The 20,151-nt window shown below is 72.5% G+C and carries 18 protein-coding genes; 13 read left to right on the top strand and 5 right to left on the bottom strand.

Annotation, left to right across the window (positions count from 1 at the left end):
• The first annotated feature begins 107 nt into the window (after nucleotides 1–107).
• The 3 genes from DRB89_RS10025 to DRB89_RS10015 all read left to right on the top strand — a co-directional run bounded on the left by DRB89_RS10025 (nucleotide 108) and on the right by DRB89_RS10015 (nucleotide 3,492).
• Nucleotides 108–1,028, top strand: a complete 921-nt coding sequence (locus tag DRB89_RS10025) for an SDR family oxidoreductase (RefSeq protein ID WP_112448897.1) — start codon at nucleotides 108–110, stop codon at nucleotides 1,026–1,028.
• 131 nt (nucleotides 1,029–1,159) lie between these two features.
• Nucleotides 1,160–2,428, top strand: coding sequence for an acyl-CoA dehydrogenase family protein (locus tag DRB89_RS10020; protein WP_112448896.1), 1,269 nt, complete (start codon nucleotides 1,160–1,162; stop codon nucleotides 2,426–2,428).
• On the top strand, nucleotides 2,425–3,492 hold the full coding sequence (locus DRB89_RS10015) for a Zn-dependent alcohol dehydrogenase (protein ID WP_112448895.1): 1,068 nt from the start codon (nucleotides 2,425–2,427) through the stop codon (nucleotides 3,490–3,492). The genes DRB89_RS10020 and DRB89_RS10015 overlap by 4 nt, the downstream gene beginning before the upstream one ends.
• Nucleotides 3,493–3,784: 292 nt before the next feature.
• On the opposite strand, the gene DRB89_RS10010 is transcribed toward DRB89_RS10015, so the two are convergent.
• Complete coding sequence (locus DRB89_RS10010) at nucleotides 3,785–4,429, bottom strand: flavin reductase family protein (protein WP_112448894.1); 645 nt, start codon at nucleotides 4,427–4,429, stop codon at nucleotides 3,785–3,787.
• A gap of 115 nt (nucleotides 4,430–4,544) precedes the next feature.
• Between DRB89_RS10010 and DRB89_RS10005 the strand changes: the two genes are divergently transcribed.
• Together DRB89_RS10005 and DRB89_RS10000 are read left to right on the top strand one after the other, a co-directional pair.
• A complete protein-coding gene (locus tag DRB89_RS10005) occupies nucleotides 4,545–5,450 on the top strand; it encodes a hypothetical protein (RefSeq protein WP_112448893.1) in 906 nt (301 codons plus the stop codon).
• Between the two features lie 161 nt (nucleotides 5,451–5,611).
• Nucleotides 5,612–6,388, top strand: a complete 777-nt coding sequence (locus tag DRB89_RS10000) for a VOC family protein (protein ID WP_112448892.1) — start codon at nucleotides 5,612–5,614, stop codon at nucleotides 6,386–6,388.
• A 70-nt stretch (nucleotides 6,389–6,458) separates the two neighbouring features.
• On the opposite strand, the gene DRB89_RS09995 is transcribed toward DRB89_RS10000, so the two are convergent.
• Together DRB89_RS09995 and DRB89_RS09990 are read right to left on the bottom strand one after the other, a co-directional pair.
• Entirely contained in the window at nucleotides 6,459–7,262 is an 804-nt protein-coding gene (locus tag DRB89_RS09995) for an enoyl-CoA hydratase-related protein (RefSeq protein ID WP_112448891.1), read from the bottom strand.
• A gap of 120 nt (nucleotides 7,263–7,382) precedes the next feature.
• Nucleotides 7,383–8,801, bottom strand: coding sequence for a peptidoglycan recognition protein (locus tag DRB89_RS09990; protein ID WP_112452031.1), 1,419 nt, complete (start codon nucleotides 8,799–8,801; stop codon nucleotides 7,383–7,385).
• A gap of 139 nt (nucleotides 8,802–8,940) precedes the next feature.
• Between DRB89_RS09990 and DRB89_RS09985 the strand changes: the two genes are divergently transcribed.
• From DRB89_RS09985 to DRB89_RS09970, 4 genes are all read left to right on the top strand, one after another.
• Nucleotides 8,941–9,690: a TIGR03089 family protein gene (locus DRB89_RS09985; RefSeq protein ID WP_112452032.1), complete on the top strand. Its 750-nt coding sequence runs from the start codon at nucleotides 8,941–8,943 to the stop codon at nucleotides 9,688–9,690.
• 166 nt (nucleotides 9,691–9,856) lie between these two features.
• Nucleotides 9,857–11,080, top strand: a complete 1,224-nt coding sequence (locus tag DRB89_RS09980) for an LCP family protein (protein WP_112452033.1) — start codon at nucleotides 9,857–9,859, stop codon at nucleotides 11,078–11,080.
• A gap of 222 nt (nucleotides 11,081–11,302) precedes the next feature.
• The gene (locus DRB89_RS09975) at nucleotides 11,303–13,039 is read left to right on the top strand and encodes an LCP family protein (protein ID WP_112452034.1); all 1,737 of its coding nucleotides are present in this window, start codon (nucleotides 11,303–11,305) and stop codon (nucleotides 13,037–13,039) included.
• 103 nt (nucleotides 13,040–13,142) lie between these two features.
• The gene (locus DRB89_RS09970) at nucleotides 13,143–14,816 is read left to right on the top strand and encodes an LCP family protein (protein ID WP_343234654.1); all 1,674 of its coding nucleotides are present in this window, start codon (nucleotides 13,143–13,145) and stop codon (nucleotides 14,814–14,816) included.
• Between the two features lie 100 nt (nucleotides 14,817–14,916).
• Here the strand turns inward: DRB89_RS09970 and DRB89_RS09965 are convergent, their stop codons facing one another.
• On the bottom strand, nucleotides 14,917–15,954 hold the full coding sequence (locus DRB89_RS09965) for a glycosyltransferase family 2 protein (RefSeq protein WP_112452036.1): 1,038 nt from the start codon (nucleotides 15,952–15,954) through the stop codon (nucleotides 14,917–14,919).
• Nucleotides 15,955–16,251: 297 nt separating this feature from the next.
• Between DRB89_RS09965 and DRB89_RS09960 the strand changes: the two genes are divergently transcribed.
• Both DRB89_RS09960 and DRB89_RS09955 read left to right on the top strand, forming a co-directional pair.
• Nucleotides 16,252–17,055 carry a hypothetical protein gene (locus DRB89_RS09960; protein ID WP_239516071.1) on the top strand — a complete coding sequence of 268 codons (804 nt, stop codon included), beginning with the start codon at nucleotides 16,252–16,254 and terminating at the stop codon, nucleotides 17,053–17,055.
• Nucleotides 17,056–17,161: 106 nt separating this feature from the next.
• Nucleotides 17,162–17,860: a beta-glucanase gene (locus DRB89_RS09955; RefSeq protein ID WP_112448790.1), complete on the top strand. Its 699-nt coding sequence runs from the start codon at nucleotides 17,162–17,164 to the stop codon at nucleotides 17,858–17,860.
• 108 nt (nucleotides 17,861–17,968) lie between these two features.
• Here DRB89_RS09955 and DRB89_RS42785 read toward each other — a convergent pair whose 3' ends face one another.
• Nucleotides 17,969–18,316, bottom strand: a complete 348-nt coding sequence (locus DRB89_RS42785; RefSeq protein ID WP_162688529.1) for a hypothetical protein — start codon at nucleotides 18,314–18,316, stop codon at nucleotides 17,969–17,971.
• A 177-nt stretch (nucleotides 18,317–18,493) separates the two neighbouring features.
• Between DRB89_RS42785 and DRB89_RS09950 the strand changes: the two genes are divergently transcribed.
• Both DRB89_RS09950 and DRB89_RS09945 read left to right on the top strand, forming a co-directional pair.
• Complete coding sequence (locus tag DRB89_RS09950; RefSeq protein WP_162688528.1) at nucleotides 18,494–19,537, top strand: TlpA disulfide reductase family protein; 1,044 nt, start codon at nucleotides 18,494–18,496, stop codon at nucleotides 19,535–19,537.
• On the top strand, nucleotides 19,534–20,145 hold the full coding sequence (locus DRB89_RS09945) for a TetR/AcrR family transcriptional regulator (RefSeq protein WP_112448792.1): 612 nt from the start codon (nucleotides 19,534–19,536) through the stop codon (nucleotides 20,143–20,145). The genes DRB89_RS09950 and DRB89_RS09945 overlap by 4 nt, the downstream gene beginning before the upstream one ends.
• Nucleotides 20,146–20,151: the final 6 nt, after the last annotated feature.

Raw genomic sequence — 20,151 nt, 5'->3', positions numbered from 1 at the left:
GGATCTCATCAGCTCCTCGTGGCGGAAACGAACTGGGGCTTGTGCTGGCACATCTGACTGCCCATAGAATCTAACGGTCCGTCAGAAATCGCGGGAAGGGGCCGGGCATGGGGAACTTCTTGGCAGGCAAAGTCGTCGCCGTCACGGGCGCCGGCCGGGGCATCGGACGGGCCGTGGCACTCGCCGCGGCCGCCGAGGGCGCCAAGGTCGTCGTCAACGACTACGGCGTGGGGATGGAGGGCAACGAGCCCACCAGCGAGATCGCCGAATCGGTCGTGAAGGAGATCATCGCGGCGGGCGGCGAAGCCGTCGCCGTCGCCGACGACATCTCGACCATGGCGGGAGGTCAGCGCATCATCGACACCGCGCTCGCCCAGTACGGGCGCATCGACGGAGTCGTCTGCGTCGCCGGCATCCTGCGCGAGCGGATGCTGTTCAACATGTCCGAGGAGGAGTGGGACCCGGTGATCGCCACCCACCTCAAGGGCACCTTCACCGTCTTCCGCGCCGCCTCCGCCGTCATGCGCCGGCAGGGCACGGGCACGCTCATCGGCTTCACCAGCGGCAACCACCAGGGCTCGGTGGCCCAGGCCAACTACAGCGCGGCCAAGGGCGGGATCATCTCCCTCGTCCGCTCCGCCGCCCTGGGCCTGGCCAAGTACGGCGTGACCTCCAACGCGATCGCGCCCGTGGCGCGCACCCGGATGTCGGCCAACGTGCCGATGGAGCTCAAGGAGATCGGCGAGCCCGAGGACGTGGCGGCGCTGGTCACCTACCTGCTCTCCGACTGGGCCGTCGCCGTCGGCGGCGAGAAGATCACCGGGCAGGTCTACACGATCGCCGGCCCGAAGATCGCCGTCTGGGCCCAGCCCCGCGAACTGCGCGCAGGCTACGCCGAGGGCTCCTGGACCCCCGAGAAGATCGCCGACTTCCTGCCCGGCACGGTCGGCACCGACCCGATGCCGATGCTCGCGCAGCTCGAAGCCATGGCCAAGGCGGCCGCCGCCAAGGACCGCCCCAACGCGTAGGCCCGGTCCGGGCGATCCGCCCGGCACGGCGCGCGGGCATGCAGGCATGCAGGCGTGCAGGCGTGCAGGCGCGCGGGACCGGCCCGACGGCCGGACCCGGACACAGGACAGCACCCAAGGGGGGCACCGACATGGACTTCGGCTTCGGCGAGGAGGACGAGGAGCTGCGCGGCCGCGCCCGGGCGTGGCTCGCCGAGCACCTCACGGGACCGTACGCGCAGGCCATCGGCCTCGGCGGTCCCGGCAGCGAGCACGAGGGCGTCGAGCTCCGCCGCGCCTGGGAGCGCGAGCTGGGGCGCGGCGGCTGGATCGGCCAGGGCTGGCAGGCGGCCGACGGCGGGGCCGGCCCGGACCGTGCGGCCGGCCCGGACCGTGGGCCCGGGCCGGCCGGCGGCGCGTACGGCAACCGGCGGCTCTCCCTGACCGGACAGGTGGTGTGGGCCGAGGAGTACGCGGCCGCACGCGCCCCCGCCCGGGTCGGCCACATCGGCGAGAACCTCCTCGCGCCGACGCTCATCGCCTACGGCTCCCCGGAGCAGCGGGCCCGCTTCCTCCCCGCGATCGCGCTGGGCGAGGAGCTGTGGTGCCAGGGCTACTCCGAACCGGACGCCGGCTCCGACCTCGCGGGAATCCGTACGGCCGCAGTACGGGAACCCGGCCGGGGCGCGTCCGGGCGCCACCGCGTCACCGGGCAGAAGATCTGGACCTCGCTGGCCCAGGACGCCGACTGGTGCTTCGTCCTGGCCCGCACGGAGCCCGGCTCCAAGCGGCACCGGGGGCTGTCCTTCCTCCTCGTACGGATGGACCAGCCGGGCAAGGTCGACGTCCGGCCGATCCGGCAGATGTCGGGGACCTCCGAGTTCAACGAGGTGTTCTTCGACGGCGCGGTCGCCGAAGAGGTCGTCGGCGGCGAGGGCAACGGCTGGTCCGTGGCCATGGGACTGCTCGCCCTGGAACGGGGAGTGTCCACCCTCGTCCAGCAGATCGGCTTCGCGGCGGAGCTGGAGCGCGTGGTCGGGGCGTACGTGGCCGCCGGCGCGGGCGACCCCGTCCTGCGCGAACGCCTCGTACGCCAGTGGGCCGAACTGCGCACCATGCGGTGGAACGCGCTGCGGACGCTGGGCTCCGCGGACGGGGACCCGGGCGCGCCGAGCGTGGCCAAGCTGCTGTGGGGCGGCTGGCACCGGCGCCTGGGCGAACTGGCCGTCGCCGTCCGGGGCGCGGTGGCCAGCGCCGGGCCGGCGGACTGGGTGCGGGAGGTCCCGTACGAACTCGGACTCGACGAGGAGCAGCGGCTGTTCCTGTTCACCCGCGCCGACACCATCTACGGCGGCTCGGACGAGATCCAGCGCAACATCATCGCCGAGCGCGTGCTCGGCCTGCCTAAGGAGTCCAGGTGAGAGGCGTCGTATTCGACGGCAAGCAGGCCCAGGTGGTCGACGATCTGGAGATCCGAGACCCGGGGCCGGGGGAGGTGCTGGTCGCGATAGCGGCGGCCGGACTGTGCCACAGCGACCTCTCGGTGATCGACGGGACGATCCCGTTCCCGCCGCCGGTGGTCCTCGGCCACGAGGGCGCGGGCGTGGTGGAGGCGGTCGGTTCCGGGGTGACGCACGTCGTGCCCGGAGACCACGTCGCGCTGTCCACGCTCGCCAACTGCGGGGCGTGCGCCGACTGCGACCGGGGCCGGCCGACCATGTGCCGCAAGGCGATCGGGATGCCGGGGCAGCCGTTCTCGCGGGCCGGGCAGCCGCTCTACCAGTTCGCCTCCAACTCCGCCTTCGCGGAGCGGACCATCGTCAAGGCCGTCCAGGCGGTGAAGATCCCCGAGGACATTCCGCTGACCTCGGCCGCGCTGATCGGCTGCGGGGTCCTGACGGGTGTGGGCGCCGTACTGAACCGGGCGAAGGTGGACCGGGGCGAGACGGTCGTGGTCATCGGCACGGGCGGCATCGGGCTCAACGTCCTGCAGGGCGCGCGGATCGCGGGCGCCACGACCATCGTCGCGGTGGACGCGAACCCGGCGAAGGAGGCGGTGGCCCTGCAGTTCGGCGCCACGCACTTCATCGACGCCTCGGCGGTCCCGGACTCCTCGGCGGCCGTCCGCGACATCCTGCCGTCCGGCGCGGACCACGCCTTCGAATGCGTGGGCAACGTCAGGCTGATCCGCCAGGCGATCGACCTCCTCGACCGGCACGGGCAGGCCGTCCTGCTCGGCGTGCCCGGCTTCAAGGAGGAGGCGTCCTTCCAGGTCTCGTCCATGTACCTGGACAAGACGATCATGGGCTGCCGGTACGGCTCCTCGCGCCCGCAGCGCGACATCGCGCTCTACGCCGAGCTCTACCGGCAGGGCAAGCTGCTGCTGGACGAGCTGGTGACCGAGCTCTACCCGATCGAGGACTTCGCCAAGGCCGCGGACGACGCCCACCACGGGCGGGTGGCGCGCGGCGTGCTCACGTTCTGAACCGGGCCGTACGCCCCGCAACCGTGGCCGGCCCCCGCGCACCTGGCGCGGGGGCCGGCCACGGGTCCGTGTCAGCGGTTCCTGACGATCCAGCCGAGGGCCGCCACCGGAGCCGGGCACGCCAGGGAGTCGGGCACGCCAGGGAGTCGGGCACGCCAAGGAGTCGGGCACGCCGGGGAGCCGGGCATGCCAAGGAGCCGGGCACCCGGCTGAGGCCGGCGGGTCGCCGTCCACGGTCTGTCCGGCGGGCCCGGCCGCGCCCGGTACGAGGCCGCGACCCGGCAGCGGGGGGTCAGTCGGCGAAGCGGCCGAAGCGGCCCTTGTGGAAGAGGAGCGGGTCCCCTTCGCCGGCCGCGCCCATGGCCTCGACCTTGCCGACGACGATGAGGTGGTCCCCGCCGGTGTGCACGGCGTGGATCCGGCAGTCGATCCAGGCGGGCACCGCGTTCAGCTGGGGCGACCCGGTGGCGGGGGTGGGTGTGTGGTCCACCCCGGCGAACTTGTCCGCGCCGCTGACCGCGAACGCCCGGCACAGCGCGCCCTGGTCGGCGCCGAGGATGTTGACGCAGAACACCCCGGCGCGCGCGATGCGGGGCCAGGTGGTCGACGTACGGGCCACCATGAAGGTGACCAGCGGCGGGTCGAGGGAGAGCGAGGCGAAGGACTGGCAGGCGAAGCCGGCCGGGCCCTCCCCGTCCGTGCCGGGGGGCGCGGTGATGATCGTGACCCCGCTGGCGAAGTTTCCCAGTACGGCCCGGAATTCGGCGGGGCTGACGGGCGCGCGCTCGTCCTCGCCGACGGCCCGCAGATCGGGGCGCGGCAGGGGGTACCCCCGGACGGAGTGTGGGGGAGCGTCGACGGGCTCGGCCCCGGGCTCCGCCGCGGCGGAGGTGGGGGAGCCGACTGACCTGAGGTATCGGACGACGGTGGCCGCCATCCCTGCGTGTCCCATCACAGGACCGATTGAACCTGACGGTGCGTCAGATGGGAAGGGCGGTGTAGGGTTCACATCAATTGAACGTGTTCAATATGCGTCCAGGGGGGCGTTCGTCATGTGGAACCACGTGGTCACGGCGCAGCAGCCGCAGAAGCCGGCCTGGAGCGGCATCGCGCCCGGCGCGGAGACCGTGGGAGGAGCGCAGCTCTACTGCGCGGTGCTGTACTGGCAGCTCACCGGCATGTCCGAGGAGCCCTACGGCCGGGGCTTCGGACACGGCATCGCCGTCCTCTTCTGGCTGGCCGTCATGGTCGTGGGCAGCCCCCTCGTCGTGGTCCTGCTGGGAAACCTGCACAGCATCCTGTTCACCACACCGGTGATGGAGCTCTCGAACGCCGCGGGCGTCCGCAGCAAGTACCCCGCACCCTGGTGGGCCCTGCCGGTCCTGGGCGCGCTCGCGGCCGTGTACGCGGCACCGGTCGCCCTCCTCAACGATTCCTCGTACGCCGCCACCTGGCTCTGGCTCGCGGCCTACGGGCTGCTGCCCGTGGGGGTGGCGGTGTTCGCGCGGATGCGGCAGGTGCCGAGGGCCAAGGTGCGCAAGTGGGCGGTGCTGCCGGCCGTGGCCGGAGCGATCGCCGCCTTCTACCTCGGAGCCGTCGCCCCGGCCTACCAGCCGCCGGTCCTGGAGCGCGCCGACTACATCGGCGAATGGGCGGGCGACGGCATCCGCCTCGAACTGGGCGCACAGGGCGAGGTGGTCGCGAAGAGGCTGCCGGTGAGTACCTGGACGCCGGGCGAGGGCACGGAGGTGGTGACCGTCTGCTCGGGGAACGGGACCTGGACGCCCCAAGAGGAGGATCGCCTCCAGCGGGCGGGTGTGGTCCTGGAGATGCCCGACTGCACGGCCCGGGGCACGGAGCTGAGGTGGGACGTGGCGGGGACGGCGCGCGAGCCGGAGCTGTTCGTCCTGATCGGAGACCCGGACGCGGGCGACCTGCGCGTACTGCACAAGAAGTAGGCGGGGCGGGTGGCGGCGGCGCCACGGGGGGCAGGAGTCCCCTTACGCCGTACGGGTGAACCCGGGGAACCGCCGGGCCCCGTGGCCCGCAGGTCCCGTACCGGCTGGGCATCGTGTCGGGGACCGCGTAGGGACTGCGCCACGGACCACAGGAGGACCTCATGCTCGGCACCGATTTCCGCAAGGGATCGCCCAACTGGCTCGACCTCGGAAGCCCCGACACCGACGCCGCCATCTCCTTCTACACCGGAGTCTTCGGCTGGGACTTCGTCTCCCTCGGACCCGAGGCGGGCGGCTACGGCTTCTTCCAGGTCGACGGCAAGACCGTCGCCGCGCTCGGGCCGCTCACCGAGAAGGGCGCCAAGTCCGCCTGGATGCTGCACTTCCACACCCCCGACATCCAGGCCACCGTGGACGGGGTCAGGGCCGGCGGCGGAGTGGTGCGCACGGAGCCCATGGACGTCATGGGGGAGGGCTGGCTGGCCCAGGTCACCGACCCGCAGGGCGCGGAGTTCGCGCTGTGGCAGCCCGGGAAGACCGCGGGGCTGGGGCTGGCCTCTGCCGAGAACACCCTGGTCTGGGCGGAGCTGCACGTGCCGGACCCGGTCGCGGACATCGCCTTCTACGCCGGTCTGTTCGGCTGGCGCTCCGCCGACATGGAGGCGCCCGGCATGACGTACCGGGTGCTGAGCATCGCCGACGGGGACCAGGAGGACGGCTCCTTCGGCGGAGTCGCCCCCTCCGAGGGCGACGGGCCCAAGGGCTGGGTGCCGTACTTCAACGTCGCGGACGTCGACGCCACCGCCGCCGCGACCACGGCGGGCGGCGGCTCGGTGCTGATGCCGGCGGCGGACGTGCCGGACGTCGGCCGGATCGCCTTCCTCGCGGACCCGGCGGGAGCGATGTTCGCGCTCCTGAAGCCGGACCCCCGGATGTGACCCGCGCGGGCCGGGCGCACCCGGCCCGGCCCGGCCCGGCCCGGCCCGGTCCGTGCCGTGCTGTGCTGTCTTAGCGGCCGAGGTACTTGGGCGTACGGCGCTCCACGAAGCTCGCCACTCCCTCGTTGGCGTCGGCGGTGGTCATGTTCAGCTCCTGGGCGGTGGCCTCGGCGGCGAGGGCGGTCGCCCGGTCGCTGTCCAGGGAGGCGTTGACCAGCTGCTTCGTCATCGCGAGGGCGCGGGTGGGGCCCTGCGCGAGGCGCTCGGCCCACGCCCGGGCGGTCTCCTCCAGCTCCTCGGCCGCGACCACCTTGTTGACCAGGCCCAGGCGCTCGGCCTCGACGGCCGGGACGGCGTCGCCGAAGAACATCAGCTCCTTCGCCTTCTGCGGGCCGACCAGGCGGGGCAGCAGGTACGCGCCGGCGCCGTCCGGGACCAGCCCGCGCCGTACGAACACCTCGATGAAACGGGCCGGTTCGGCGGCGATGACCAGATCGCAGGCGAGCGCGAGGTGCGCGCCGATCCCGGCGGCGGTGCCGTTGACGGCGGCGATGACCGGCTTCTCGCAGTCGAGCACGGCGGTGATCAGGCGCTGCGCGCCGAGCCGGATCATGCGGGCGACGTCGCCGGCGACCCTCTCGCCGGTGGCGGGCGCGCCGCGCAGGTCGGCGCCCGCGCAGAAGCCCTTGCCGGTGGCGGTGATCACGACGGCCCGCACGGCGGGGTCGGCGGAGGCCTCGGCGAGCAGGGCGATGACGCGCTCGCGCTGGTCCCAGGTGACGGCGTTCATCGCCTCGGGCCGGTTGAGGGTGATCCACGAGACGCCGTTGTCGATGCGGTGGAGGACTTCGTCCTCGGCGGCTGCTGCTGCCATGCCTGAACTCCCGTTCGGGGGTGAGTGGTGGTGGTGGGTGCGGATCCAGCCCCGCCGGCGATTGAGGCGGTCTGTTCAGCCGCGGGGGCGGGGCGGCTCGGGGTGGTGCAGCCGGACAGGCTACGGGCGGCCCTGGAGTTTGGCCGAGCTCGTGCGGGTCGGGGGGAGTGCGCCGTAGAGGAGGCGGCCCGGGCATTCCGTGGCGAAGCCGTCGCGGTGGCCCGAGATGACGTTCAGGCGGACGTTGCTGCCCTTCGCGTAGAGGTTGCCGCCGCCCGAGCGGAGCGTGGTCTTCGCGCGGGGGTCCGCCCCGAAGAGGCCCAGCTTCCAGGCCGTGAGGCGGGCCACCGCGTCGACCGCCGGCTTCGGCGGGGCCGTCGAGGAGAAGGTGCCGATCACCGCCACTCCCATGCTGTCCGTGTTGAAGCCCATGGTGTGCGCGCCGAGCACCGGCTTGGCGACACCGCCCGCCCGGCCCTCGTACACCGTGCCGCACTTGTCGACGGCGAAGTTGTAGCCGATGTCCCGCCAGCCGCTGCTGACCACGTGGTAGCGGTACAGGCTGCGCAGCACCGCCGGGGCGTCCTTGCAGGCGTAGTTGTTGCCGGAGGCGGTGTGGTGGACGAAGGCCGCCTTGACCGTGTTCGTGTAGACGAACGCCTTCTCGCGCAGGCTCTCGTCGGCGCCCCAGCCCTTGCGGGTGACGATCCGCGGGCGCGGGCCGATGTACGGGCTGGCGGCGGCGAGGGTGTCGTCGGCGAGGATCGCGTCGGCGGTGGAGTCGGCCTTGTCGAGCGGGGCGATCTCGTTGGCTCCCAGGGGTGCCATCGGGACGTTGGCGGAGGAGGACTCCGTCATCTCCATCGTCATGCCGGGCAGCAGGGCCGCCTCGCCCTTGTCGTCGGCCGGCTCGGACGTGCCGTTCTTGCCGTCCGCCGCGGCCTGGCCGGAGTCGCCGGGGTCGACGAGTTCGATCCGCAGGCCCTTGGGGAGTCGGCCGCCGCCCGTGCGGCCGCCCTTGTCGCCCTGGTCCGCCTGGTCGGCCTGGACGCGGACCTCGACGCCGTCGGACTCGCCGACCCACAGCGGGGCGGTGCTGCCGCGGACGCGGCCGGAGCCGCGTTCGCTCGTGCCGGGGTCGGCGGCGTGTTCGCCGTTGTGGGTTTCGACGTCCTGCCAGTCGGACCAGGTCGCCGTGGACGCGGAGCGGGTGCGGACCTGGACCCGGCCCTGGAGCTGGGCGCCGGCGTCGTCCCAGACGACGCCGACGAGCGAGAACGTCTCGACCTCGCGCGCGGCCAGGCCCCGGGCCTCGGGAAGCCGGGGCGAGGCACTCATGCCGGGGACGCCCGGGGAGCGGTCCGCCGCGGGTCCCACGGGGACCAGCGGCAGCGACTGGGTGGACCCGGCGGGGGTCACGGGGGCGGCCTCCGCCGTGAGCACGGACGGAGTGGCCAGGGCCGTAGTGGGGAGCGCGAGCGGCAGGGCCAGTGCGGCAGCCGTCGCGACGCCGATCGAGGAAGCAAGGAATGCACGCATGGAAAGGATGCTGGGGAATCCCGGAACCCGGCGCCATCCGAGAACTGACGTGCCGTCCGGTCCGGGGCCGATACCCCTCCCCCGTACGGGGGACCGCGCTGCCGCCGTACGGACGAGGGGCCCGCGTAGGCTCGGGTCCGTGAACGCCACTGACCGCACCCCTGCCGACCTGCTGCGATCCGCGCTCGCCGGCGATCCCGGCCGCCCGCTCGTCACCTTCTACGACGACGCCACGGGCGAGCGCGTCGAATTGTCCGTCGCCACCTTCGCCAATTGGGTGGCCAAGACCGCCAATCTGCTCCAGGGCGACCTGGGCGCCGAGCCCGGCGACCGGCTCGCGCTGCTGCTCCCCGCGCACTGGCAGAGCGCCGTGTGGCTGCTGGCCTGCGCCTCGGTCGGAGTCGTCGCCGAGGTGGGCGGGGACCCGGCCGGCGCCGACCTGGTGGTGAGCGGGCCCGACACCCTGGAGGAGGCCGCGGCGTGCTCCGGCGAGCGGGTCGCGCTCGCGCTGCGGCCGCTGGGCGGGCGCTTCCCGCAGCCGCCGGCCGGGTTCGCGGACTACGCCGTGGAGGTCCCGGGGCAGGGCGACCGGTTCGCGCCCTTCCAGCCCGTGGACGCGGACGGCCCGGGCCTGGCGGTCGGCGGCGAGGAGCTGTCGTACGCCGGGGTCGTGGAGCGGGCCCGCGAGGACGCGGTGAAGCGCGGTCTCGGCGAGGGCTCCCGCACGCTGTCCCGGCTCGGCTACGACGGCTGGGAGGGGCTCTCGGCCGGGCTGTACGCGGCCCTGGCGACCGGCGGCTCCGTGGTGCTGTGCCGCAATGCGGAGGGCCTCTCGGAGCAGGCGCTGGCGCAGCGGATCGAGAGCGAGCGCGTCACCCACACCGCCTGACTCCGCCGTCACCCACACCGCCCCATGCCGGATATAGGCTATTTGTCACCCACATGGCCCTATACAGAGTCGTGCCCCCGGGCCGTCGGGGGCACCCGGGGGCAGGATCGGCAGAGGCCGTACTCACCCGTACGGCCGCCGGTACGGGTGAGGGGACGGAACACGAGTGAGGGACAGCGCGGGCATACCGGGCGGCACCGAAGCGGCCGGAGGCACCCAGAAGCCTCCGAAGGGCCGTCGGCGCCGCCTGCTGCGCTGGATCGGCCTCGGGCTGGTCCTGCTGGTCCTCGCGGGAGCGGGGGCCGGCTGGTGGGTCTACTCCAAGCTCGAGGGGAACATCAGCGAGGACACCTCGGCCGCCGCCGAGCTGCGGCGCTACGACAAGGAGCGCCCGGTCCACCTGGCGGGCGGGGCGCAGAACATCCTGCTGATCGGCTCGGACTCCCGCTCCGGCGCGGGCAACGCCCGCTACGGGCAGGACGAGGGCACGCAGCGCTCGGACACCACGATCCTGCTGCACCTGCCGGCGGACCTCAAGAGTGCGACGGCGGTGTCGATACCCCGGGACCTGATGGCGGAGATACCCGCCTGCCTGCAGCAGGACGGCAGCCGCACCAGGGAGCAGTTCGCCCAGTTCAACTGGGCGTTCGCATGGGGCGGGGCCGCCTGCACGATCCGTACGGTCGAGGCGCTGACCGGGATCCGGGTGGACCACCACATGGTGGTGGACTTCAGCGGCTTCACGAAGATGGTGGACGCCATCGGCGGGGTGGAGGTCTGCCTCAGGCGGCCGGTGGACGACGCGGAGGCCAAGCTGAAGCTGCCGGCCGGCCGGCAGACGCTCCAGGGCGAGCAGGCGCTGGGCTTCGTACGGGCCCGCCACAGCCTGGGCAACGGCAGCGACACCGAGCGGATGGAGCGCCAGCAGGCCTTCCTCGGGTCGCTCGTGAAGAAGGTGCAGAGCAACGGGGTGCTGCTCAATCCGGGGCGGCTGTATCCGCTGCTGGACGCGGCGACCTCCTCGGTGACCACGGACCCGGGGCTGGCCTCCCTGCGGGGGCTGTACGAGCTCGCGCGGAGCGTGCGCGACATCCCGACCGACCAGGTCAAATTCCTCACGGTGCCGCGCCGGCCGTACGCCGCCAACCGGAACCGGGACGAGCTGCGGCAGCCGGACGCGGACCAGCTGTTCCGGCGGCTGCGGGCGGACGAGCCGCTGACGATAGCGCCGCCCGCACCGACGCCCGAGCCCACCCCGCAGAGCGAGCAGGCGGCGCCGGGCGCCGCCGACGACGGAGCGGACGGCGCGCGGCCCCGGGGAACCGCGGACGGCCCCACACCCGTCCCCACCTTTACGGGCACCACGGCGGGCGTGGCCGACTGCCGGTAAAGCAATCCCAAAAGCCGGTGACCGACCCGAGCTTGTTGAGGCGATTGCCCCGTTGTAAGGGCGTGGAATTCATCACCAGCATGGTTTGCGACGAAGCTGTCCGGATAAGGTGAGCGATCCGGCGCCCGGCCAGCACAGAGGCCGCGCGCCAGCAGCCGGATCGTTGACCGTGCGCCCGGGGGAGGCGCGTCGCGAAGCACCGACGGAGGATTCGAGCAAACCGTGGATGCGCAAAGCCGTGGACGGGCCGAGGAAATCGACCCCGCAGACCAGTGGGTGCTCAACCCCCGCACCGGCAACTACGAACTGCGACTGGATCATTCCGTTGCGCAAGCACCGGCGCAGCGTGCCGCGCCCCGTGCCGTGCCGCGCAGGGCTCCGGCCGCTCCGGGATCTCCCGCCGCTCCGGCCCCGGCCGTTCCCGGCCCGCGCCGCGGCGAGGGGCCTCCCGGCGGCCGCCGGGGCGGGCGCTCGCGCAAGGGCGGCGGCGGACGCCGCAAGAAGATCCTGGTCGTGACCGGTGGAACCCTGGCGTTCCTGCTGGTCGGCGGCTCGGTGGCGGCGTACCTCTACTACGACCACCTGAACGGCAACCTCACGGTCACCGATGTCGGCGACGCCGGTACGAGCGGCGGCTTCAAGAAGGACCAGGCGATCAACATCCTGGTCATCGGCACCGACAAGCGCAGCGGCGCCGGCAACGAGGGGTACGGGGACGCGGGCAGCGTCGGCCACGCCGACACCACGATCCTCTTCCACGTCTCGAAGGACCGCTCCAACGCCACGGCGCTGTCCATCCCGCGCGACCTGATCACCAACGTGCCGGCCTGCCCGACCAAGCAGCCGGACGGTTCGACGAAGAACATCGCCGGCGAGCGCGGGGCCCGCTTCAACACCAGCCTCGGACAGGCGGGCCGCGACCCGGGCTGCACGATGCGCACGGTCAAGGAGCTCACCGGGGTCCAGGTCGACCACTTCATGATGGCCGACTTCAACGCGGTGAAGAACCTGAGCACGGCGGTCGGCGGCGTGCCGGTCTGCGTGGAGAAGGCCGTCGACGACAAGGACTCCAAGCTCAAGCTGTCGGCGGGCCAGCACCGGCTGGAGGGCGAGCAGGCGCTGGCCTTCGTCCGGACCCGGCACGCCTTCGGGCAGCGCAGCGACCTCGACCGCATCAAGACCCAGCAGCAGTTCCTGAGTTCGATGATGCGCGAGATGAAGTCGAAGCAGACGCTGACCAGTCCGCAGAAGTTCTTCTCCCTCGCCGAGGCGGCCACCAAGTCGCTGGGCGTGGACTCCGGCATAGGGTCGATCGACAAACTCACCGAGCTCGCGGGCGAGTTGAAGGACATCGACCTCAAGAACATCACCTTCACCACGCTTCCGGTGCTCGACAATCCGGCGGAGCCGGCCAACGAGAAGGCCACCGTGGTGGTCAACCAGACGCAGGCCGAGCCACTGCTGCAGATGATCCGGGGGGACGTCTCCCTCACGGAGGTCGAGCAGAAGGAGCAGGCCGCGAAGGACGCGGCCGACGCCGATGCGAAGGCCAAGCTGGACGCGCTGACGCAGGGCAACCGCGCGGCGGCCAAGGACGTCCGGGTGGACGTCTACAACGGCGGCGGCCCGGCGGGTTCGGCGTCCGGCACCCTGAACTGGCTGCAGAACACCAAGGGCGTGGGGAAGTCCAGCAACCTGGGCAACGCGCCCGCCAAGGTGGAGACCACGCAGCTGGAGTACGCGCCCAACCAGGCCGACCAGGCGCGGGCGCTGATGGACATGATGGGGCTGCCGGCGACGGCGCTGAAGATGGGGACGGCCGACGCCGCGCCGAAGACGCCGATGAAGCTGACGCTCGGCGCGGACTTCAAGGGGGCGGGGGTGTCGCTGACGGCCCCGCAGAAGACGCCCGAGGGCGTGCAGCGGGTCGAGGCGGACAAGGAAGTCTGCGCCAAGTGACGCGCGGGGCCGCCGACCAGGCGCCCACGGTCGCGCGATGGCGTCACGGATCGCGCCCGACCGGCACCATGGGGGACACGAAGTGATCTTGAGGGGGGTACGTGTGAGGCACAGCAGCGTGCAAGGGGAGGGAACGCCGGTCCGGTCCGGCGAGGCGATACCCGGCGACCGCCAGGGCGCGGGAGCCGTCGTGCCCCCGCAGCGGTCGGGCGGCCGCCGGCGCCGCCGCGGCGGTACGAGGCGGCCGGTACGGAGCAGGCGGCGGCGCGTACTGCGCTGGGCCGCCCTCATAGTGGCGCTGCTCATACTCGGGACGGCGGCGGCCGGCTACCTCTACTACCGCCACCTCAACGCCAACATCCGCAGCGGCCAGCGCCTGAGCGGCGACACCGGGGTGGCCAAGACCGAGGCCGACTCCGCCGGCCGACGGCCCATCAACATCCTGATGCTCGGCTCCGACGTCCGCGACGAGGCGAACGCCAAACTCGGCGGGGGCTGGGACAACATAGGCGACCCCGCGCGGGCCGACGTGCAGATGCTGATCCACATATCCGCCGACCGGAAGAACGCCTCGGTCACCTCCGTGCCGCGCGACACCATCGTGGACATCCCGGAGTGCACCGATCCCGAGACGGGCAAGAAGTACAAAGCCACCAAGACGATGATCAACGAGAGCCTCGCGAACGGGGGGCCCGGCTGCACCCTGGCCACCTGGGAGAAGCTGACCAACGTCTACATCGACCACTGGATGATGATCGACTTCGCCGGTGTCGTGAGCATGGCCGACGCGATCGGCGGCGTCGACGTCTGCGTCAACCAGAACGTCTTCGACCAGTCGAAGCCAGGGTCGGGGACGGGCGGTTCCGGCCTCAAGCTGAAGGCGGGCACCACCCGGGTCCAGGGCGAGCAGGCGCTCCAGTGGCTGCGCACCCGGCACGCCTTCGGCAGCGACATGGGCCGGGCCAAGGCGCAGCACATGTACATGAACTCGATGATGCGCGGGCTCAAGGGCCAGAACGCCTTCACCGACATCCCCCGCCTCACGGGCCTGGCGGAGGCGGCGACGAAGGCGCTGAAGGTGTCGGAGGAGATCGGGTCGGTCAAGAAGCTCCTCGACCTCGGCCTCGCGCTCAAGGACGTACCGATCAACCGCATCACGATGGCCACGATCCCAGTGCTGGAAGCCCCCGGGGACAAGGACCGGCTGGTCGTGAACCCCAAGGACTCCGAGAAGATGTGGACGATGCTCCGCAAGGACGTCGCCATGGACTCCAACGGCGATCCGGCCGCCCCGGCCGAGAGCGGCCAGCCCGCCACGGGCGGTTCCCCCTCGGCGCCGGTCCCCGAGCCCTCCAAGGCCCCGGCCGCCGACCCGGCGAAGATCGCCGTACAGGTGGTCAACGGCACGGGCGCCGGGACGGCTCCGGTGCCCAAGCGGGCCACGGCCATCACGGGCCAGCTGGTCTCCAAGGGGTTCGCGCTGGCCAAGGCGGACAGCACGCTCACCCCGGAGAAGAGCACGGTCGTCCGCTACGCCACGGACGCCCAGGCGGCCGACGCGCAGAGCGTGGCGGCGGCCCTCGGGATTCCGGCCGGCTCGGTGCAGAAGGCCGCCGGCGCCGCCAAGATCACCCTCGTGGTCGGCGCGGACTGGCGCGAGGGCAACGCCTACCCGCAGCAGGCGGCGCCCGAAGCGGGCGCGGTCCCGGAGTCGGCCGACGTCCTCAACGGCACGGACACCGGCTGCATGGACATCTACTCGGTCTACCGCTGGTGATCTGAGACCGACGGCGCGGTGCACGTCATGCGAAAGGGGTGACCCGGTCCGCCCGGACCGGGTCACCCCTTTCGCGTACGCGGGGCCGCGCGCCCGGAGCTCAGAGCTCGGCGGGGTCCCGGCGGGCCGACGGACGCCGGCTCGCGATCACCTTGGCGGCGAGCGAGCGCGGACTGGTCAGGAAGCCGAAGCCCCAGCACACGTGCATGGTGGCCAGGGCGACGGGGATCCGCAGCCGGGCCTTCAGCGACAGGCCCTTGCCCGCCGGGACGGATCCTGCGGTGATCGCCACGAGGTAGCCGGCCGGCAGGACGAAGGCCCACGGGGTGACGGCCGCGCCGACGACCACGCCGGCGGCGATCGCGCAGACGGCCGTCGGCGCCGCGAGGTAGCGCAGGTTGATGGAGCCCGAGTGGTAGCGGGCCACCACGTGGCGCCAGCGCCCGTAGTCCTTGTACTGCTTGGCGAGCGCCCGTACGGAGGGCCTCGGGCGGTACTGGACCTTCAGCTCGGGCGAGAACCAGATGAGCCCGCCGGCCTCGCGGATGCGGAAGTTCAGCTCCCAGTCCTGGGCGCGGATGAACTCCACGTTGTAGCCGCCGGCCTTCTCCAGCGCCTCGCGGCGGAACACCCCGAGGTACACGGTGTCGGCGGGGCCGGCCTTGCCGCCGGTGTGGAAGGCGGCGTTGCCGACGCCGATCCGCGAGGTCATCGCGGCCGCGACGGCGTCCTCCCAGGGGTTCTCGCCCTCGGCGTGCATGATGCCGCCGACGTTCTGGGCCCCGGTCTCCTCCAGGAGGCGGACCGCGGTGGCGATGTAGTTCGGGGAGAGCATGCCGTGGCCGTCCACGCGCACCACGATCGGGTGGCGGGAGGCTTCGATGGCCGCGTTGAGGGCGGCGGGCGTGCGGCCGGTGGGATTGGGCACGGTGTGGACCCGGGCGCGGTCGGAGGCTGTCTCGCGGACCAGCTCGGCGGCGATCTCGTCGGTACGGTCCGTGGACGGCCCGAGCGCGATCACCACCTCCATCTCACCCCCGTACTCCTGTCCGAGGATGTGGCGGACCGAGTCGCGCAGATGGCGCTCCTCGTTGAGTACCGGCATGATCACCGAGACTGCGGGCTGCTGGGCGGGCATGTGGTCCTTCAAGGTCGGGTATCGGTGTCACGTTACCGCGTACGGGGGAAACGGGTGCGCGGCGGATGAGCGGTACGGACAGAGGCTGATCGTATGGACCTACTGTTCTGACGAATCAGCCGAATGTGCAATGTCCCCCGACCCGCAGTCCCGCTGCCCCCGCGGAGGTGTCCCCCGTGCCCCAGCCGCACCGTCCGACCGGGGCCGACCGGGGGACGGGTGCGGGCCGACGACCCGGCCCGCAGCGCCCCAGGGGGCCCCGCACCCGCTGTCAGAGGGGTGGGCTAGTTTCCTGCCATGGATCTGCCCTACCGCACCAGGCCCTCCGTCGGGGACATCATCGCGGCCGTGCCCGGTCTCGCACCGTACGCGCGGCCGGCCGTGGTGCTGGCCCCCGAACGGGGGGAGCCGACGGTCCACCAGAGTTCCGTGGGCGGACCGTTGCTCTGGCCGGCCGACGAGCCCTGGCCACACTGCGGCCTCCCCGACGAGAAGTCCGGCTCCGGGACGCCGGCGACCGCCATGGTGGCGGTGGTGCAGGTGCACCAGCGGGACGCACCGGGCGACTGGTGGCCCGAGGGCAAGGACGTGTTCCAGCTCCTGTGGTGCCCCAACGTGCACTGGGATCCGCCGGCTCCGCACGCCGACGTCAGCCCGGTCGCCGAGATCCGCTGGCGGAACAGCACCGATGTCACGAGCACGCTGGGGTCGCCGCCGCCGCCCGTACGGCAGGAGGACCCGGACTACGGCTTCACCCCGGTCGGGTGCACGCTCGCCCCGGTCGCCCTAGTTGACTTCCCTTACCCGATGGCGTTGCCGGACGGTGAACTCCCCACCTCCGTACGGGAGTACGTGAAGTCGATCGGGGGTGAGGGCGATGTCATCACCCGGGTGGCCGGGATCAAGTTCGGCGGGTGGCCCACCTGGCACCTCACCGACCCCTACGACGTCCCGTGTCACACCTGCGGGGCCCCGTGCGGGCTCCTGTTCACCGTGGCCAGTGACGCGACCACCGGGATCACGGTGGGAAGGTGGGGCGACTTCCGCGTCTTCGCCTGTCCGGCCGGCGAGGCGCACGGCTACGTTTTCGACCAGCACTGATCCACCCGACCGGCTCCTGGAACCGGCTGGAAGCGGAGAGTCATCGCGTGATCGCGATGAGTGAGAATTCGGGTGTGCCGGGACTCCTGGTGGGCACAACACAGGCATGATCTCGGACACGCTCGAACGGCTGCGGAACCTGGTCCGACCGCGCCGCGCCCCCGTCTTCACCGCCGACTTCGCCTCTTCCGCCCAGTGGGTCGCCGGCCGCTCGTGGGCGTATCCCGACGGCGGCCCGGTCAACCCGGGCGACAACAAGCTGGACCACCTCGTCGCCGACCCCGCCTACAGCCGCGGAGGGGTCTTCCGCGCGACGCCGCGGCCCGACGGCCACTGGGACAGCGGGCTGCTCACCACCGAGGGCAGCGACGGGGACTTCACGGTGCGCACCGGCGACGTGCTGGAGGCGCGGGTGAAGCTGCCGGTGCGGCGGGGCGCGTGGCCCGCCATCTGGACCTGGCGCGACGGCGGCCAGGAGATCGACGTCTTCGAGTACCACCCCGACAACCCGGACCTGCTGGAACTCTCCAACCACGTTCGGGAGGCGCACCGCTACCACCGCGACCCCGCGATCCGGCCCGGAGCGTGGATCGACCTGAAGGTCGAGTTCGGGAGGGGTTCGGTCGTCTGGTGGGTCAACGGCGACCGGGTCTTCAGTGACGGCCGGGGCGTGGGCCGCGGCTGGTCCGCCTACCTCATCGTCAACCTCTCGGTCTCCGCGGGCAGGTACCACCCGGCGCCCGAGCCTGGGGTCGAGGAACTGTCCTACGAGGTCTCGCAGTTGCGGGTCTACCGCACGCGCTGAGGCCCGCCCCGCGGCGGTAGCGCGGTCCGGAGCCCGCGACGCCGGGGGCCCGAGACGCACCCGCCGGAAGCCGAGCCGAGCCGAGCCGAGTCGAGTCGAGTCCGCAGGTCACTCGGGATGTGCCACTGCGTCCCTCTGTAGTTGTACGGCCGCCAGCAGGCTCAGCTTCGGCTTCCCCCGGCGGAGCGCCTTCACCGCGGCGACGGAGTCGACGGCACCCGTGAAACCGGCGGCGGCCAGCCGGGAGCGGACCCAGCGGGCGCGCAACTGGGTCTCGGTGGCGGCGGCGGTGGACTCGACGAGTGCCGCGGCGCGTTCCAGGCCCGGCCGCTCCTCGGGGGAGGCCTCGGCCAGGGCCTGGCGCAGGGCGTCCGCGACGACGTCCGCATCCCGGACGAGCAGTACGACATCGTGCGCGGTGTTCCGTCCCGGAAATCGGGTCATGAATCCAGTCATGCCGATCATCGTGGCGGGCGTGTCCGGCGTACGGCAAGGGACTTGAGGAGGCGCAGAGGTTCGGTCGGCAGGCCGTACTGAGTCCGGGGGCCCGCCCTGACGCCTTGCCAGGCGATGGATAACGCTGTTACTTTTTTAGTACGTTGTTTTGACAGGGTGGCAATGGGGGGGGTGGGAATGGACGTCACGATTCTGGACGGCGACCGGGAGACGGTCGTCGCCGCACAGGCTGGCCCGGCGGGCCGGATCCTGCTCACGCCGGAGGCGGCCGAGCGTGCTCTCGGCTGGGTCCGCAAACCGCACGGCTGGTGCCGTGACGAGCTGTGCGTGCCGGCGTCCGCCGCGGCCGGGGCCGAACACGGGGGCCTGCTCGACCCGGTGGCGTTCGCCGAGATCCTCGACCGCCCGGTCGCGACCGGCACCGGGGTCGTGGCCATCGGCATCTCGGCGCAGGAGCGCTCACGGGCGCTCACCGGGACCGCCGCCCCGGACTTCGCCCTGCCCGACGCGGACGGAGTCCGGCATGCGCTGAGCGATCTGCGCGGCCGCAAGGTCGCGCTGGTCTTCTGGGGCTCGTGGTGCGGCTGCCGCTACGACCTCCCCGCATGGGAGCGCCGCCACGCCGCTCTGGCCGGACACGGTTTCAGCGTCCTCAGTGTCGCCGTGGACCGCCGGACGGCCGACGCGGCCCCGTGGATCGCCGAAGCCGCCGTCACCCACCCCGCGCTCATCGACACCGACGGCTCCGTGGCCGACCTCTACGACGTGCTGAACGTCCCCACGGTCCTGTGGATCGACGAGGAGGGCCGTATCGTCCGCCCCCACGACACGCAGTTCGCGACCGACCTGTTCCGCGAACTGTCGGGCCTGGACTCCGCGGCGGCGCTGGCCGCACTCGACCGCTGGGTCCTCACCGGCGACAGCGGACTGTCCGAAGAGGCCGTGGCCCTGCACACCCGCCGGGCCACGGCCGACCGGCAGGCGGCCCGCACGGAAGCGGCTCTCGGCCTCTGGCTGCACCGCAACGGCCGCCAGGCGGAAGCCGGGCCGCACTTCGCGCGAGCCGAGCGGCTCGCACCGGAGGACCTGACCATCTGGCGCGGCACGATGCCACTGCGCGGCCTGGACCCGATGGGCGACGGGTACTTCGCCAAGCGCACCGCGCTCACCGAGGCCGGAATCCCGATCTACCGCCCCCTCGGCGACTGGCAGCCGGCATGAGCGGCGACCTCTTCACCCGTACCCAGGCGCTGGGCCAGGAAGCACTGCGAGCCGCCCTCCTGGACCTCGCGGCCCAACTCCTCGCCGCGGAAGGCTCGGCCGGGCTCACCATGCGCCGCATCGCCACCGCGGCCGGCTGCTCGACCACGGTCCTCTACCGCCACTTCGGAGCGAAGGACGGCATCGCCGAAGCCCTGTACCGGGAGGGCTTCGAACGCCTCCGCCACCGCCTGGAGGGCGTCCCGCCCCACGACGATCCGCCCGCACACCTGGCGGCCCTGGGCCGCGCCTACCGCGACAACGCCCTGGCCGAACGCAATCTCTACCAGGTCATGTTCGCCGGACTGATCCCGGGCTTCACCCCCACCGCCCAGGCCCGCTCGACCGCCGCGGCGAGCCTCGACGTCCTGCGCGAAGCCGTACGCACCTGCGCGGCGGCCGGGGCCTTCCGCCCGGACGTCGACGTCGACGAGGTGACGGACACCATCTGGGCGGCCGCCCACGGCTCGATCAGCCTGGAGCTGGCCGGCCACTTCGCCGCCGATACCGCGGAGCACCGCTATCGGACCCTCACGGGGGCCGCGGTAGCCGCGTTCCTGCGTCGATGAGGCGCG

The sequence above is a fragment of the Streptomyces sp. ICC4 genome (genome assembly GCF_003287915.1).
GTDB classification, from domain to species: Bacteria; Actinomycetota; Actinomycetes; order Streptomycetales; family Streptomycetaceae; genus Streptomyces; species Streptomyces tritrimontium.
Note: the sequence above shows the minus strand (reverse complement) of the source record. Positions and strands in the feature narration are given on the sequence as shown.